This window comes from Halomonas almeriensis, assembly GCF_030409235.1.
Lineage (GTDB): Bacteria > Pseudomonadota > Gammaproteobacteria > Pseudomonadales > Halomonadaceae > Halomonas > Halomonas almeriensis.
Genome location: NZ_JAUFPO010000011.1, coordinates 1 through 12,835 on the forward strand (window position 1 = coordinate 1; position 12,835 = coordinate 12,835).

General features: G+C 64.8%; 15 protein-coding genes and 2 pseudogenes. 8 read left to right on the plus strand and 9 right to left on the minus strand.

Features of this window, described 5'->3' with window-relative positions:
* The 4 genes and pseudogenes from QWY74_RS10285 to QWY74_RS10295 form a co-directional block, all read left to right on the plus strand.
* The coding region (locus QWY74_RS10285; protein ID WP_290314261.1) for a hypothetical protein at positions 1-594 on the plus strand (594 nt) is incomplete at its 5' end.
* Between the two features lie 171 nt (positions 595-765).
* Positions 766-2,020, plus strand: a pseudogene (locus QWY74_RS10290) (ISL3 family transposase).
* Positions 2,021-2,038: 18 nt separating this feature from the next.
* Entirely contained in the window at positions 2,039-2,380 is a 342-nt protein-coding gene (locus tag QWY74_RS13055; protein ID WP_353960324.1) for a DUF6441 family protein, read from the plus strand.
* Between the two features lie 125 nt (positions 2,381-2,505).
* Positions 2,506-2,628, plus strand: a pseudogene (locus QWY74_RS10295) (transposase); the annotation flags it as partial.
* A gap of 389 nt (positions 2,629-3,017) precedes the next feature.
* Here QWY74_RS10295 and QWY74_RS10300 read toward each other — a convergent pair.
* Complete coding sequence (locus tag QWY74_RS10300; RefSeq protein ID WP_264826474.1) at positions 3,018-3,491, minus strand: Dps family protein; 474 nt, start codon at positions 3,489-3,491, stop codon at positions 3,018-3,020.
* A 179-nt stretch (positions 3,492-3,670) separates the two neighbouring features.
* On the opposite strand from QWY74_RS10300, the gene QWY74_RS10305 reads away from it, so the two are divergent.
* Together QWY74_RS10305 and QWY74_RS10310 are read left to right on the plus strand one after the other, a co-directional pair.
* A complete protein-coding gene (locus tag QWY74_RS10305; protein ID WP_290314262.1) occupies positions 3,671-4,210 on the plus strand; it encodes a hypothetical protein in 540 nt (179 codons plus the stop codon).
* Positions 4,207-4,584, plus strand: coding sequence for a hypothetical protein (locus QWY74_RS10310; RefSeq protein WP_264826472.1), 378 nt, complete (start codon positions 4,207-4,209; stop codon positions 4,582-4,584). Before QWY74_RS10305 ends, QWY74_RS10310 begins: the two co-directional genes overlap by 4 nt.
* A 27-nt stretch (positions 4,585-4,611) precedes the next feature.
* On the opposite strand, the gene QWY74_RS10315 is transcribed toward QWY74_RS10310, so the two are convergent.
* Positions 4,612-5,037, minus strand: a complete 426-nt coding sequence (locus QWY74_RS10315; RefSeq protein ID WP_264826471.1) for an HIT domain-containing protein — start codon at positions 5,035-5,037, stop codon at positions 4,612-4,614.
* A 129-nt stretch (positions 5,038-5,166) separates the two neighbouring features.
* Between QWY74_RS10315 and QWY74_RS10320 the strand changes: the two genes are divergently transcribed.
* A complete protein-coding gene (locus QWY74_RS10320) occupies positions 5,167-5,298 on the plus strand; it encodes an entericidin A/B family lipoprotein (RefSeq protein ID WP_264826470.1) in 132 nt (43 codons plus the stop codon).
* A gap of 58 nt (positions 5,299-5,356) precedes the next feature.
* Here the strand turns inward: QWY74_RS10320 and QWY74_RS10325 are convergent, their stop codons facing one another.
* The 6 genes from QWY74_RS10325 to QWY74_RS10350 all read right to left on the minus strand — a co-directional run bounded on the left by QWY74_RS10325 (position 5,357) and on the right by QWY74_RS10350 (position 11,723).
* Positions 5,357-5,863, minus strand: a complete 507-nt coding sequence (locus QWY74_RS10325) for an acyl-CoA thioesterase (protein WP_264826469.1) — start codon at positions 5,861-5,863, stop codon at positions 5,357-5,359.
* 96 nt (positions 5,864-5,959) lie between these two features.
* The gene (locus QWY74_RS10330) at positions 5,960-7,270 is read right to left on the minus strand and encodes a short-chain fatty acid transporter (RefSeq protein WP_290314264.1); all 1,311 of its coding nucleotides are present in this window, start codon (positions 7,268-7,270) and stop codon (positions 5,960-5,962) included.
* A gap of 124 nt (positions 7,271-7,394) precedes the next feature.
* Positions 7,395-8,735, minus strand: coding sequence for an MATE family efflux transporter (locus QWY74_RS10335; protein ID WP_264826467.1), 1,341 nt, complete (start codon positions 8,733-8,735; stop codon positions 7,395-7,397).
* 275 nt (positions 8,736-9,010) lie between these two features.
* Positions 9,011-9,259 carry a YfhL family 4Fe-4S dicluster ferredoxin gene (locus QWY74_RS10340; protein ID WP_141321402.1) on the minus strand — a complete coding sequence of 83 codons (249 nt, stop codon included), beginning with the start codon at positions 9,257-9,259 and terminating at the stop codon, positions 9,011-9,013.
* Positions 9,260-9,354: 95 nt separating this feature from the next.
* Positions 9,355-9,834 carry a pantetheine-phosphate adenylyltransferase gene (gene coaD / locus QWY74_RS10345; RefSeq protein WP_264826466.1) on the minus strand — a complete coding sequence of 160 codons (480 nt, stop codon included), beginning with the start codon at positions 9,832-9,834 and terminating at the stop codon, positions 9,355-9,357.
* The gene (locus tag QWY74_RS10350; RefSeq protein WP_264826491.1) at positions 9,831-11,723 is read right to left on the minus strand and encodes a beta-ketoacyl synthase; all 1,893 of its coding nucleotides are present in this window, start codon (positions 11,721-11,723) and stop codon (positions 9,831-9,833) included. The genes coaD and QWY74_RS10350 overlap by 4 nt, the downstream gene beginning before the upstream one ends.
* A gap of 187 nt (positions 11,724-11,910) precedes the next feature.
* Here QWY74_RS10350 and trmB point away from each other — a divergent pair, with 187 nt between their 5' ends.
* A complete protein-coding gene (gene trmB / locus QWY74_RS10355) occupies positions 11,911-12,597 on the plus strand; it encodes a tRNA (guanine(46)-N(7))-methyltransferase TrmB (RefSeq protein WP_264826465.1) in 687 nt (228 codons plus the stop codon).
* Positions 12,598-12,604: 7 nt separating this feature from the next.
* Here the strand turns inward: trmB and QWY74_RS10360 are convergent, their stop codons facing one another.
* Positions 12,605-12,832: a hypothetical protein gene (locus QWY74_RS10360; protein ID WP_264826464.1), complete on the minus strand. Its 228-nt coding sequence runs from the start codon at positions 12,830-12,832 to the stop codon at positions 12,605-12,607.
* Between the last annotated feature and the right edge of the window lie 3 nt (positions 12,833-12,835).

The window sequence follows — 12,835 nt, forward strand, 5'->3', positions numbered from 1 at the left end:
CGTCCGACCATGGCAAGCCAGACCATCGAGGTCACCGAGCCCGAGGTGACCGTCAGCGCCCCTGACAATGCGCTTGCCGGGGCGAGCGTCGATATCAGCTGGACCGGCACCGTGGATCCCCACGACTACGTCACCATCGTGCCCATGGGCGCCGACGCGGGGACGCGCCGGGATTACTTCCGCGTCGGCAAGTCGGACGCCACCAAGAGCCTGCGGGCCCCTGCGGAGACCGGCCTCTACGAGGTCCGCTACGTTCTCACCAAGGGCGATCGTCCGACCATGGCAAGCACGCAGGTCGAGGTGCTGGCCGAGGACGCGGCGCTGGAAAAGGGGGCCAGCATCGACGCGCCGGAAACGGCGGCGCCGGGCGAAACGATCGAGGTAAGCTGGAGCGTGGATAGCGAAAGCGCCGATCAGCGGATCACGCTGGCGCGCGGCAACCAGGCGATCTTCACCTGGATCGAGGCGCTCAAGACCGGCGACGGCCCACCGGTGCGGATCACCCTGCCCGAAACGGCGGGCGTCTACGAACTGCGCTTCCTGGACGTGTCGAGCCAGGCCGTTCTGGCGCGCAGGGTTATCAAGGTTAAGTGAGAAAATGGATGAGGGGTCCGGCCCCTCACCCATCATCCGCGACGCCGGGTCTGTCGGGTCCCGTGTGATTGACTACCCGCTTGGTGAATAACTGGCTCTTCGTCGTTGGGTGTGGAATTCGCTCCCTGACCTGGGCCAGGATACGACCTCCACTTGGACAGGAGGCATGGCATGGACGGCACCCAGATTCTGACCCTCGGCCTGGGCCTGGAAGCGCCCTGGATCCTCAAGAACCAACACCTAGATACCTCCTTGTCACCCCACCGCCTGGATCTCTATGTCGAGGCCGAGCGGGGAAGCCTCTACCCCTGTCCGGAGTGCGGCAAGGCCTGCCCGGCTCATGACTTCGCCGACAAGACTTGGCGGCACCTGAACTTCTTCCAGCACCTCTGCTACCTGCATGCGCGGGTGCCTCGGACCAAGTGCCCCGAGCATGGCGTCAAGCGCATCGAGGTGCCCTGGGCACGGCCCGGCAGCGACTTCACCCTGTTGTTCGAGCAGGCCGCCATGTCACTGGTCAAGGAGATGCCGGTGCTGGCCGTCTCCCGGCAACTGGAAGTCTCTGACAAGCGCTTGTGGCGCATCGTGCACCACTACGTCGGCCGCATGCTGGGTGAGCTGGACTTGTCCCGCGTAGCCCGTCGGAGTGGATGAGACCGCATCTCGGCGTGGTCAGCGCTATGTCACGGTGTTTCTCGATATGCAGCGCAAGCAGGAGCCGGTGCTCTTCGCCGTACCCGGGCATGGTAAGGCCGCCATAAAGGCCTTCAGCGCCTTCCTGACGAAACATGGCGGCGACCCGGGTAACGTGGTCGAGGTGGTCTGCGACATGTCTCAGGCCTTCCTGAGCGGCGTAGCCGAGCACCTACTCAACGCCGAAGTGACGGTCGACTGGTTTCACATCGTGCAGACCTTCACCAAGGCGCTGGACGAGGTTCGCAAGAAGGAGCGCCGGGAGAAGGGTCACCCCAAAGCCCTTCGTTGGGCCGTCTTGAAGAATCTGGATAACGGCAACCAGACGGCCAAGCAACTGGCCGCCCTGCAAGAGCTAGTGGCCGATCGAGGCGCCACTGCCGATGCCTGGGTGATCAAGGAAAAGCTGCGCTGGATCCAGAAGGCTGCGACGCCTCGTGCTGCCCGATGGCGCATCACAAATTATCTCAAGGTGATGCGGGAGGCGGTCACCGACCAGCCACTGCTCAAGCCCATGGCGAAGGCTCTGACCACGCTTGAGCGGCATGCCGAGCAGGTCGTGAGGCGCTGGATATCGGGACTGACCAACGCGCGCCTGGAAATCATGAACGGGCTCTTCCAGGCGGCTAGTTCACGCGCACGTGGCTACCGGAACGAGGCCAACTTCATCGCCATGATCTACCTGATTGGGAGCCCCGTGGGGCGCCTGCTGGATCAAGCCAAATCCACATGAAACGTCTAAGAACCCAAGATCACGCCCGGCGAATGGGAGCGACGGCGCGGCCTCCGCCTGCGCTTCGTCTACCGTCGCCGCGGCCCGAGCCTGCTCGTCGCCGACCGCGCCCGGATCAACAAGCGCGGCCAGGCGTTCAGCGGGCTTTCGCGGCGCCACGGTCCCGCTTCACCCTCGCGCGCGAAGACCGGCCGCAACCAGGGTTCGAGCGTCCACAAACGCTCCGGGGGAGCGTTTGCAGCGAAGAACGCGCCGATCTTCCTGCTGGTCCCGCAGGTCAAGCTGCCGAAGCGGCTGAATCTGGACCGGGACGCCGAGCGCGAGCACGACAGCGTGCCGCAACTTATCGTGGCGAACTGAGTGGAGAGGAAAAAACGCTAGGGTCAGGACCCATAAACCTGCTTGAGGCTCCACCGGCTGCGTGATTCAAGCTCCCAAACAGAGGGGGCATGATGAGCGGGCATTTCTGGCTGACCGACGAGTAGATGGAGCGGCTGCGGCCGTTCTTTCCGAAGTCCCGAGGCAAGCCGCGGGTGGATGACCGGCGAGTGCTGAGCGGGATAATCTACATCAAGAAGAATGGGTTACAGTGGAAGGACGCGCCCCAGGCCCGCGAGCTCGAGCGCCTCGGTGTGCGCATGAAAAAGCCGCTGCCCGACGCCCTGGTGCGTGCCGCCGAGGAAACGGATTCCCCGGGGGATGTCGAACACAACGACGCCGCCCCGGAAGGCGGTGACGATGATCAGGATCGGTGATGGTAGATACCGGATCTAGAGGAACTGTGTTCCCTGAACCTTTGGAATACAGGAAGTGCTGATTTATGTCGTGAGCGACGATAGGTTGCCCGCCGCCGGAACGGAATAACCGCAGTTTACTGATAGTAAATGAGGATTATGAGTACCGCCGGCGGTCAGGATGGCTAGGTTCGTTCCCGACGAACCAACGCACTTCCCACCTCCATGTGGGTCGTCGCGCGCAACAATAAATCAGTGCTTCCTCAGCCGAGATAGGCGTTCAGCATCCAGATCGTCTTCTCCTGCTCGCGGATGTAATCGCCCACCTGGGAGGCCGTGCCTTCGTCATCGGCATCGGAGGCCAGCGACAGGATCTCGCGCTGCAGGTCGATCAGCGTCTGATATCCCTGAACGACGCCCCGCACGCAGGCCTGGCCATCATGCACATCCTTCTGCTCCTCGATCTGCGAGAGCTTGAAGTAGTCACTGTAGGCGTGAACCGGCTTGTGGCCGAGGGTCAAGATACGCTCGGCAACCTCGTCGATCTTGGCCAGAAGGTCGGTGTAATACTCCTCGAACTTGGTGTGCAGCTCGAAGAAGTTGTCACCCTTCACATTCCAGTGATAGCCACGCACGTTCATGTAGAAGATTTGGTAGTTGGCCAGCAGGGCGTTGAGACGTTCGGCCAGGTCGCTGGCGCTGCCTGAATGCAGGCCGATGCTGTTGGTATCGCTCATGCAGTACCTCCTTGAATTGGTGCTATCGATTATAGGCGCAATGAAGTGAAGTGTGAAACGAACTCCTTTCATTAACACTATGGGCTTCACATGTTACATGCGGGCGACAGGGCGGGGCTTCAAGGTAGCGAGGCAGGTTGCCTGCTAGACTGACAGAAGACTCCAAGGAGTGCAGCCCCATGATGGGTGGATACGGGAAAGTCCTGGGCGTGATCGGGTGCCTGATGCTGGCGGGCTGTCAGACGACGCCCAACCGCATGCCGGAAGCCGAGCCGTTGCCGGCCGCGGTCTGCCAGTGGCCAGTCACGGAGCAGACCGGGCTGGTGCAGGTGGTCGGGGCGTTGGAACGCCGCGGCTTTCTGGTGCGCGATACGGATACCGATATCGGCCTGGTCAGTGCCGAGCGCGCGCAGCGAACCTTCTACCCGAATGCCATGCCACCCCGGCCACGACTCGGCGGCTTTCTCTTTGGCGGCAGCGGTGGTCACCTTTCCTCTGGCATCGGGTTCGGCATCGGCTTCGGCGGCGGTGGGGGCCATGATGAAGCGACACGTATTGAGCGGGTGTCGGTCCAGGTCGGCGAGCGACAGGTCACCCTGTCCCGGGACATCCGGCTCCATGACTGGCGGGGCCGGCAGGTGCAATCGCGAACCGCCAGTGATGAAGGCTTCTGTCAGATGTTCCGTGATACTTTGGTATCCCGGGAGGTGACACCATGAGCCGGCGTCGATGCATGCGGGGGCTGTCGGCGGTCGTGCTGCTCGCTCTGTTGAGCGGCTGCGCCAGTTCTCGTGCCACGTCACCCGCCGAGCCGCTCGCGGGCCGCCTGACCGGCTCGGTGAGCGAAGTGCTGAATGTTTCCATACAGCTTTTGCTGGAGCAGGGCTATGTGGTGCGGCATGCCGATAGCGACCTGGGCAGGGTCGAGGCCGTGTTGGCCCGCTGGCCCGGCTATGCACTACGGCTCAGGGTCGAGCCCACCGAGCGTGGCAGTCGCATCGAGATGATCGCCCGCCAGCAGGGGCGTCCCCTGCCACCGGGCCTGCTGGAGCCCTGGCTGATGACGCTGCGCTCGCGTCTCGAAGCTGGGTAGCGGCCATTTCCTCAAGGTGGTTCCGCGTCAGACCGCCCACTCCATGGACTCTGCGGCGTTGCGCAGCCGGGCGCCGAGGTCGGCCTGCTGGACGCTGGTATAGGGCTCGGCCTCGCCATGCCCCCAGACGGGCGCCGGCCAGGCCGCGTCATCCCGGCGACGCAGGATGACATGCAGGTGCAATTGCGCGACCACATTGCCCAGGGTGGCGATGTTGAGCTTGTCGCCCGGCACGCAGCGCTTGAGCAGCTCGCCGGCCTGCGTGGCTTCCTGCCACAGCTGACGCTGATCGCGCCCGCTCAGCTCGGTGACCTCACTGACGCCGTGGCGGCGCGGAATCAGCACCAGCCAGGGGAAACGCGCATCGTCCATCAGGCGTAACTGACAGAGGGGCAGGTCGGTGATGTAGTGACCGTCCCGGGCCAGGCGGTTATCGAGCTTGAACTCCGGCATGTGCAGGCCTCCTTCTGGTTCATGGGCGCGCTGGTGTGGGTTATGCTAAATTAAACATGTGGTATCTTGCAGGTGGCTTAGAATGAGACGTTTAGTACTACTCAACCTTTCCTGAACAAGGAGCGTCCAATGAAACGAACACTTTCCCTGGTGATGGTTGCACTTTTTACTGTATCCCTGCTGGCAGGCTGCAATACGGTCCGAGGTGTCGGACAGGACGTCGAAGAAGGCGGTGAAGCTATCCAGGAAACCACCTCCTGACGTTCCCCTGGCCGAGATCACGGCGTGACTCCCGGACCGTGATCGGGACGCGGCGGGATCAGATATTTTCGCTGTGCTCGGCCCTGGCCTGACGCTCTTCCTCTTCCGCCTGCTTGCGCCGTTTCTTGCGCAATGCGGCCTTTTCATGACGCAGGCGCTGCTTGTCGGTTTGCAGTGCCAGCGGCGGCACGCTGGCCGGTTTGCCGTTCGAATCAACCGCCACCATGGTCAGATAACAGCTGTTGGTATGGCGAATCACCTTGTCCTGAATGTCCTCGGCCACCACCTTGATGCCGACCTCCATGGAGGAACTGCCTACATGGTTGATGCTGGCCAGGAAGGTCACCAGCTCTCCAACATGAATGGGCTGCTTGAAGCGCACCTGGTCGACCGACAGTGTCACCACATAATGGCCCGAGTACCGACTGGCACAGGCGTAGGCGACCTCATCGAGCTTCTTCAGGATGGACCCGCCGTGGACCTTGCCGCTGAAGTTGGCCATATCGGGCGTCATCAGGACGGTCATGGTTAGCTCGTGCTGGCCGGGCAGCACATGTTCGGTCATGGTGCATCGCCTCTCGGAATTTACCTGCAGCATAACGCCCGCCCCCGTTGAAGGGGAGCGGACGCGGGCGAAGGTTTGCCCATTGATGCTTCGGCGTTACAGCCAGGTCAGCCCGGCGGCGATGATCACCCCGGTCAGCAGTAGCTGGATGAGGCAGAAGCCCATGATGTCCTTGGCCTTGAGGCCGGCGATGCCGAGCACCGGCAGCGCCCAGAAGGGTTGCAGCAGGTTGGTCCAGGCGTCGCCCCAGGCCACGGCCATGGCGATCCGCGGCACGTCCACGCCGAGGGCTTCGGCGGCCGGCAGCATGACCGGTGCCTGCACGGCCCACTGGCCGCCGCCGGAGGGCACGAAGATGTTGACGATGCCGGCGCTGATGAAGGTCCAGAAGGGTAGCGTGGCCTCGCTGGCCAGCGAGATCAGGGCGCCGGATAACGTCTCGGCCAGGCCGGATTGCACCATGATGGCCATGATGCCGGCGTAAAAGGGAAACTGGATGACGATCCCTGCGCCGCCCTTTATGGCCTCGTGGAGACTCTCCAGCAGGCTGCGCGGCGTGCGGTGCAGCACGATGGCCAGAAACAGGAAGAGGAAGTTGACCACGTTGAGGTTGAGCCCGCCACCGCGCAGGATGAAGTGATCGAGCAGGAACAGCAGCCCCGGGATGCCTACCAGCCAGGCCAGGGTCATGCTGTTCTCGAGCCGCTCGGCGGGGCGCTTGATGCGCACGCGCTGGGTCTCTTCCTCTTCCAGCAGGCCGGGGTCGATGTACACGCTGTCGCGTTCGTCGGGCAGCATCATGCGGTTGATCAGCGGCATGGCGATGAACAGCATGACCACGATGCCCATGTTGAACAGCGAGAAGACGGTATCGCCGGTGCCGATCACCCCGATCTGTTCGATGGCGAAGTGGCCGTCGGTGGCGATGGTCAGTGGCACCGAGCCCGCCAGGCCGCCGTGCCAGACGATGAAGCCCGAGTAGGCGCTGGCCACCAGCAGGCGATAGTCGACGCGAATCTGCCGGGCCAGTTCCTTGGCGAACAGGGCACCGACCACCAGGCCGAAGCCCCAGTTGATCCAGCTGGCGGCCAGCGACACCAGGGTCACCAGGATGATGGCGGCACCGGCGTTGTTAGCAAACCCGGCCAGGCGCTGCAGCATGCGTTTGACGGGCGGGGAGTTGGCGAGCATGAAACCGGTGACCAGCACAAGCAGCATCTGCATCGAGAACGACAGCAGGTTCCAGAAGCCGTCACCCCAGAAGCGCAGCACCGCCAGTGGCGTCTGGCGCTCCACGGCGATGGCGGCGGCCGCCGCAATGATCGTCAGCAGCAGGACGAAAATGTAAGGATCGGGCAGGTAGCGCTCGACGAGCTTGACGGCCGGGCGCGACAGGGACTTGAGCATGGGGGCAGGACCTCGTGGCGGATGTTGGAGAAGGTGCCAAAAAACGTCGTCGAATCAGCAAGTTGTCTTGCCAACTTGCGCCACGGCCGCGATGTTGTCAAAGCCACTATAGTTCAATACGGGCTCAGTCGGCGTGCTCCGCTGCCGGGTCGTCGCGCCAGTGATGACGACGGTGGTGGCGATAATAGGCGATCAGCACGCCCGAGCGGGTCGCGGTAAAGAGCGTGAAGGCCAGCCACAGGCCGTGATTGCCCCAGGGCTGGGTCAACCACCATATCGGCAGATAGACGGCCAGGCCGATGAAGATGCTGTTGCGCATCTCGCGGATGGCCGTGGCGCCGATGAAGACGCCATCCAGCAGGTAGCTCCAAACGGCGATTAACGGCATCACGACCACCCAGGGCAGGTAGGTGGCGGCACTGTCCCGAACCTCCGGCAGACCGGTCAACAGGGCGATCAGCCAGTGGCCGCCGATGGCGAAGGCCAGGGCGGCGATGCCCGCAGTGAGCAGGGAGAAGCCCGCCGCGCTGCGTACCGCCCGGGCGAATACCTGCCAGCGCTGTCGTCCCACGGCATGGCCGGTTAAGGCTTCGGCGGCGTGGGCGAAGCCGTCCAGTCCATAGGAGGTGAGCATGATGAACTGCAGCAGGACGGCATTGGCGGCCAGCACGGTATCGCCCTGGGCCGCACCCCGGGAGGTGAAGAAGGCCATGGCGAACAGCAGGCCCAGGGTGCGCACGAAGAGGTTGGCGTTGACCCGGAAGAGTTCGCGGTAGGCCGCCACCCTGAGCAGTTGAGAGCGCCGGAAGCGCCCGCCGAGCTGTTGCAACTGTCGGCTGACCAGCCAGAGCCCGACGCTCAAGGCGCTGTAGTCGGCGATGACCGTGGCCCAGGCCACGCCATCACTGGTCATGCTCAGGCCGACCACGAACCACAGGTCGAGCAAGATATTCACGGCATTGGTCAGCACCATAATGACCAGCGTCACCCGGGAGTTCTGCTGGCCGAGAAACCAGCCGAGGATGGCATAGTTGGCCAGCACGGCGGGCGCCGACCAGAGGCGAATCGAGGCATATTCACGCGCCAGTGCCGTGGCCTGCTCACTGCCATCCAGCAACCACAGGCCCAGCTCGGCCAGCGGTCGACCGGCCAGAATCAGGGTGACTCCGATGCCCATGGCCAGCAGCAGCGACTGGCCGAGCAGGTTGCGTACCCCCTCGTCGTCGCCGCGCCCTGCGGCCTGGGAGGTCAGGCCGGTGGTTCCCATGCGCAGGAAGCCGAAGCCCCAGTAGAGAAAGCCGAACAGGGTGGCGCCCAGGGTCACCGCCGCCAGATAACGGGAATCCGACAGATGGCCGACCACGGCGGTATCTACCAGGCCGAGCAGCGGCACGGTGATATTGGACAGGATGATGGGCCAGGCCAGCGTCCAGACGCGGCCCTGGGAGAACTCGGCAGATGACACGACGGCTCCGGATGTTCAGCGAGCCGCTCAGGATGGGGGAGATGAGCTGTTCGAGCAAGACGCTTCCCTCGCCATCAGCCAGAGCCGCAGAGGTAGCAGCGAGTGCCGCCGGTGGCCCTACTGGGCGTCTTCCGGCTTGTCGGGATTGGCGTCCGGCAGGCCGTTCACGGTCTCGCCGCCCTCAAGGAGCGTCGGGGGGACAAAAAGGGGTCTCTGAGGCGTTGATGAAACGCCTCGGGCGGATCGCCTTCAGGGTGTCGGGTGGCCTCTGGCCCTCACGCCGCCGTGATGCGCTGATACTTTTCCATCAGGGCGTCACGGGATTCCTCGCGTTCCGGGTCGAGGGGGATGCAGTCGACCGGGCACACCTGCTGGCACTGGGGCTCGTCGAAGTGGCCGACGCACTCGGTGCAGCGCTCTGGGTCGATGACGTAGATCTCCTCGCCGGGGGAGATGGCGTCATTGGGGCACTCGGGTTCGCAGACATCGCAGTTGATGCACTCATCGGTGATCATCAGAGCCATGGTTTACCTCGCGGGCGACGCGCCGGGGCGCGGCGTGGATCGAAACAGGCTGCTCGCGGGAGCAGGGGCACGGGCCAAAAGACCCAGTGCAATAGTCAGCTATTGTAGCGATTCCTGAGCGCCTCGGCGACCTCGGGATGGACGTGTTGCGACACGTCGCCGCCCAGGCGCGAGATTTCGCGCACCAGCGTCGAGGAAATATAGGAGTTCTCGACTTCCGGGGTCAGGAAGACGGTCTCCAGGTCCGGCATCTGGGCGCGGTTCATGTTGGCCAGCTGCAGCTCGTACTCGAAATCCGAGACAGCGCGCAGGCCGCGCAGCAGGATGCGGGCCTGGCGCTGGCGCATGAACTCGGTAAGCAGGCCCGAAAACCCCACGACCTCGACATTGTCGTGCTGGGCCACCACCCGGCGTGCCAGGGCGATGCGTGCGTCGATGTCCAGTGCCGGGGCCTTGCCGGGGTTGGTGGCGATGGCCACCACAACGTGACCGAACAGCCGCGCGGCGCGCTCGATCAGGTCGTAGTGGCCATTGGTGATGGGGTCGAAGGTGCCGGGGTAAACGGCAGTGCTCATGAGTCCTCTCCGTCATCGAGGCGACCGAAGGGGTTGTCCACGGCCAGCGAGACCGGCTGGGCATAGCCCGGAATCTCGATGGCGTCGGCACCCACGTCCAGTTCGGGGCCTTCCAGGACACCCTCGCCGAATCGGTAGCGCGGGGCGAAATGGCCACGATCGGCTGCCTGCTGATAGGCGTTGGCGGCCTTTCGCGTGGTCTCGCGGCGGCTCTTCCAGGCGTCGATCGCGGCCTGGCCATGACGCGCGGCCAGCAGGCGCTCGGTCACCCGGGGCGAGAGCACCACGCCGGTGGCGTTGTTGCCGCCGAAGCCCTTGGCGTTGATGAAGGACGCATCGGCGTCGAAGGCCATCGGGTCGCGGAAGAAACGCAGCCGTTCGGTATTAACGTCCTCGGCGACGGCATCCAGGGTGGCAATGCCGGGCAGCAGGCCATGAGCGAAGCTGCCCAAGGCGCTGGCCAGCTGGTCGCCGGCGGCGCCGCCCTGGGAGTGGCCGACGAAGGCTTTGATGGCGGTGACCGGCCAGTCCTCGATGCCATGCGCCCGGGCGACGCGATCGAAGACATGGGATTCGGTGGTGCGGTTCTTGGGTGTGCTGGTGCCGTGGGCATGCAGGAAGGTGCGATGCCGCAGGGCATCGGCGCCGAGCATGTCGCGCACCAGTGAGGCCGCCTTGCCGAGCGTAATGTAGTTGCCGATACCCGGCGCCGAGATTGAGCGCTTCCAGCCGTCGGCATTGACAAAGACCTCGGGCACGCTGCCGCGCAGCTCGGCGCCGACTTCCAGAGCCAGGCTGTCGTCCATCAGCAGCAGGAACTGGCTGGACTCACCCATGGTGAAGCCACAGTTGCGCGCGAAGGGCCGGCAGGCGCGCTGATAGTCGGCGTCGGTCAGCAGCTCCAGGGCATCCAGTGCCTTCAGGCTGTCGTCATCCGCCAGCGCGCCCATGGCGCGAAAGCCCTCGACGATCTCGGGGGTGATCGGGGCATCCGAGGTGCCGACCATGACCACGCTACGCCGTCCGGCACGAATGTCCTCCACGCCCAGGCGCAGGTTGTAGAGGAAGCTGGCACAGGCCCCCAGGGCGGCGCCGGTGCCGCCGACGCTGCCCAGTACATAGGCGTTGAGGAAGTCGGCAGGCATCTGGCCGTAGCCCAGCGGCATCTGCTTGGAGGTAGTGCGCTTGCCGGCCACGAAGCTCTTGAGCAGACCGCCCCAGCCGTCTTCATCGAGCTGGCCGATGGAGTTGCCGGCATAGACGGCGATCTGATCGGGGTCCAGGCGGTCGCGCAGCTCATCCCACCCTAGGCCGCTGTCGTCCAGGCAGTCGCTGGCGGCGAAGATGGCCATGGACAGGCCGCGCGGGTGGTGAACGCTGCGATAGAAACGGCTCGGCTCGAAGCCGCTAGGCAGCTGGCCGGCGGCCCTGACCTGGGCCGGGCGTGTCTCGGGCAGCAGGACCTCCATCTCGCCGGCGGGTACCGTCACTTCGACGTGGCGGCGGTCGATGTCGCTAACCTGCCAGTCGGGCGAGAGGTCGGTCGGCAACTGGCGGCGACGGACCTGAAAGGTCAGCGGACGGTCCAGCGCCAGGGTGGCGCGGCGATTGGCCGGCAGGCCGGCGTCATTGAACTGCGGGTCTTCGATGCGTCGAACCAGGGTATGGTCCAGTACCTGCTGGCGCGTCTGTTCGACGAGCGTGGCGGCGTCGATGGGATGGCCTGCGGCATCCTGCCAGGCGTCGTCGGCCTGGCCGCTGGCCAGGCGCATCATGGCCGCCAGGCCCAGCAGAGTGCGGGCCTGGTCCTCATCGGGCAGGGCGTCGAGCACGGTACGGCGAAACGCCTGATGGCCCGAGGTACGGCCGGCGGGATTCACGCCGCCCATGCCCACGATCACCGGTAAGTGTGACAAGCCGGGGTCCTCGTTGAAGTGAAAAAACAGGGCATATTCGTCTGAAGACAAGGCGTTGATCATAGCACTGAGCCTGCCATGGCGTCATGCCGGGCGCTGCGCCGGTTCGCCAACGGCTGGTAGGATATGAGGCATCGCTTGCCAACGGCTCTTATTGCTCATGACCGGACTTTCTCGTGCCATTGTTTCCCATCAGCCAGGCCCCCACCAGGATCTGGCACGGCGTGTCGAGCGTGCGCTTCAGCATGCCTGGCGCAAGCCGGTGGCCGACCATACCCGCGAGGCCTTTGCCCGGGCCGAACACTGGCGCCGCCAGCGCGCCGGCCAGCCCCTGGTGCTGGATGCCGGTTGCGGCGTGGGTCTATCGACACGGCGCCTGGCCGATGCCCTCCCGGACTGCGCGGTGATCGGCGTGGATCGCAGCGGGGACCGGCTGTCGCGGGCTCATGGTGAGCCACCGGACAACGCCCTGCTGCTGCGGGCCGATCTGGTGGACTTCTGGCGACTGGCGCTGACCGCCGGCTGGCAGCCCCGACAGCATTATCTGCTGTATCCCAACCCCTACCCCAAGTCGGTCCATCTTAAGATGCGCTGGCACGGCCATCCGGTCTTCCCGGTGATTCCGGCCCTGGGCGGGCGGCTCGAGCTGCGCTCCAACTGGGCGCTGTATGTCGAGGAGTTCGCCCTGGCGCTGCATCAGGCGACCGGCATCCAGGCCGCGGTCGAGGCCTTCGAGCCCGGCGATACGCCGCTCACGCCCTTCGAGGACAAGTATCGGCGCAGCGGCCAGACCCTCTGGCGGCTGGTCGCCGAGCTACCGCATCGCCCTGAGCTGTTGCCCGGCTGAGACCGGTTCAGCGCAGGCGGTGGTTGCGGAAGCGCTCGCCCAGGGTGCGCTGCAGCCATTGGGCGATGGGACTACTGACGTTGTTGCGCCGCCGCACTGTCTCGACCTCGATCACCGGTGGGGTGCTCAGGCTCTCGTCGGCCAGACGGGTCAGGTCTTCGCGAAACGGCGGGTACCGGGCAATTTGCCGAGGTACCAGGGCCCAGCCCAGGCCGCGGGAGGCCAGCTCAGCCATGAA